Raw genomic sequence first — 2,893 nt, 5'->3', positions numbered from 1 at the left:
CGCCGCAACCGGAAAACAGACTCCCAATCAAGTGCTTGGAGGCTTGTTCACGGACAACTACTTAAAGCTCATCGCCGCGAACCGCGAGCTGAGCTGCAAGCTCGTGAGCAGCCGGGTTCGCCGGCCGTGCAGTCCGCTCGGCAGTCCGGCTCGGCGCGGGAGCATCCCCCGACGCCTGGCTACCCTGAGCTCGGGAGCTTGGGCTCGTTGGCCAGCAGATGCAAGAACCAGCATCACCATCGACTGCCGGGTCCTGCGGCGGTCTTGAGCCTTTTGTTGATCTGAATACGCCCGCGCGTCTGAACTGCGCGACGATGCTGACTTTGGCCGGCGGATCCTGCCAGAGCTCGCTCAGACACCTACGCTGCTCTTTGAGTCTTTGGTCGACCTGAATGCGCTAACGCCGTCAGAGTTGCGCGACGATGCTGACTTGCGCCAGCGCAGTCTGCCAGAGTCACTAAGACATCTACGCTGAATCATTTGTTGATCCCGCCCTCGGCGTCCTCCGGCTGCTGCGATCTTTACGTCGCTCAGCAGGCGATCGGTCGTCACCGCGCTCACCTTCAAAACCGGCCCACCGCTCATCGGCAGAAAGCTTCAATCTGCCGTGCGTTCAAGTGCCGGGAGCGAGAACGGCTCCCGACGAGCCGCTTACTGCAGAGCCGGTCAGAGGCGTCCCATAGCACAATCAGTGCAGCGCGAATGGAAGCCCCATAGGTCCGGCTTGGACGCCGCGGCACGGCCGATCCCGATGCCCCGTCCACCGACAGTGGTCGGATCGCGTGCTTACGATGTCATCCCGTGACGGTGCAAAGCTCGTCCAGGATTCGTCCCTTCTCACGCCGCCCGCCCGCCCGGTGACGCTCGGCCAGGGCTGATGTGATCTCGCGCTTTGCGCGCATGCTGATCGTCCCCGCCGCAGCCGCCACCGAACTGATCCGGCAGCTCCGCCCCAGGCACGACTGGGAAGTTGTCCGGTAACAGTTTTAGTGAGGCAATGCGCCCCTCGGCGACACGAGGATTACTCTCGCCTTGGATAGCCGATGAGAGGGCGAATGGACGAGGAACGAATCGCGGAAGGCTCGTCGTGGATTTGCGAGAACGATCCGGTCAACTGTGGCTTGGCACCCGTGCGTGCACCTGCGGCGCCGCCGGTATGCCGTTTTGCACTAGTTGCTCGCTATCGAGCGGAGCGTCCCCCTGGGGCGATAGCGTGTGACTATCGTTTGGGGCACCGCGCAGTGCGTTCCGGCTAGGGACGCGCCCGACGACTAGGCGGGTCCCAACAACCCGAGCAATGACGAGACGTCGGCTCCCATGCCGCCGCAAGACTTCATCGGCCGGGAGGAAGGCGGGTCCTGACACCCCATGAAGCTCCGCGACGATCGAGAGCCGCGGGGCCGTTTCGTTCTGCAGATGTCGCGATGCATTGCCTCACGAGCCACGATCTCGTCAGCTTCTGGAAAGCCTATCCATAATAGGATCAGCTCAATTGATTTCTTGGACGTGAGGCTAGCGTGGACCCGTACAATTCCGATCCATCCAATCCAACAGCTTGGTCCCAGGTGCAGCACGCCGTCTTGGAAAAGGACCAGGGGGGCCATGCCGGGCAAGAGGGCTTTGAGCAGCACTTGGCCGAGGCGCACCCGCCCGATCCGGGTCCTGTCTCCGGTGGCGGCCGCAGCGGCCGCAACTACCATCCCCATCTCTCTGCAGAACATCGGGACATTATCGACAAGGCGATTGCCCAATATGCGGCTCAGAAAAACCCACAACTGAAGACGGTTAAGCGCTATACGCAGGCGCTTCGCCGACTTGGAAATGATCTTGGCGCTCATCGCAAAACGATTGATCTTGGGGACCACCAGTCCCTGGTCCGTCACGTCAAGACTTACTTCCCGAACGACGAAGACATAAAGAAAGGGTTGGGTGTCCTTCGTGCGTATCATGATCCGAGCTATGTAGCTTCTGGCGGGCGGCCGCGCACGATCCCTTCAGCGGAAGACGCGCCCCTCTCAGAGCGGCTTAATGCCAGTGGCATGACGTCGGGCAGTGCTGCTCGTCATGATCGTAGTCTTCGCAGATTTTCTAACGCGCTTAATCGTGCGGGCTACTCGATATCTGGGCTAGACGACGCTGCGCGCATCGAATTCGCTCAAAAGTTGTTCCCGAACGACGAACTTTTATTGTTCGCATTAAGCAAGGTTCGCGATGCCGAAAACGTTTCCGGCGCGGGTGCATCTCAGGAGCCCAGCGGTTATGCTGTCCCGTCGCCCGCATCGCATCTTTATTCCGATGACGCCCGCATCATTGATGGCCTGGAAAAGGCAGAGCTGAGCATGCTCAAACCCGAGGAGACTAGCCGGAAGAAAGATGTTCAAAATCTGGCCCGCAACCAACGAAGATTCGCCGCTTGGCTCCAAAGGGAGGGGCGCGGGAGCCTAGTGAGCCGACTCACCGGCACCAGTGAGCAGCAAAAGTCGTTCAACGACGATTACAAGGACTTTAAAAAATCCAATCGAAACGCGGACATGGGCTTTGATCGGCTTCGGAACTACCTATGGCTCGTCGAGGCGAACGCTGCGCTGGGCGTCTGCCCTGAACAGGCGGGTGGGGAGCCGCGGCGTGGCGAGTCGAAATCAACGTGGTCGCCGCCGGAAGCGGTGCCAGATGGGTCGTCGGCGTTCTACCGAGGTCTCGACTCCTTCGTTGATCTGCCGTACACCTCGCAGGAAGTGAGAGACGATGCTCAGTCAGCGCCGGTGGGTAGGGCTGCCGCCAGACCGCCGCTCTTCATCGGACTATCGGACGCGCCAGCTCAGTCGCCAGACATTTTCCGCGGTCTTCAATCTTTCGTTGATCTGCCGTACACGCCGCAGCAGATGCGAGACGA

The 2,893-nt window shown here is 60.6% G+C and carries 1 pseudogene; it reads left to right on the top strand.

Annotated elements, in window-relative coordinates:
* Positions 1–1,517: 1,517 nt before the first annotated feature.
* Positions 1,518–2,893 (top strand): annotated as a pseudogene (locus WN73_RS09390) (hypothetical protein); the annotation flags it as partial.

It is taken from the genome of Bradyrhizobium sp. CCBAU 45394 (assembly GCF_028128655.1).
Lineage (GTDB): Bacteria > Pseudomonadota > Alphaproteobacteria > Rhizobiales > Xanthobacteraceae > Bradyrhizobium > Bradyrhizobium diazoefficiens.
Note: the sequence above shows the minus strand (reverse complement) of the source record. Positions and strands in the feature narration are given on the sequence as shown.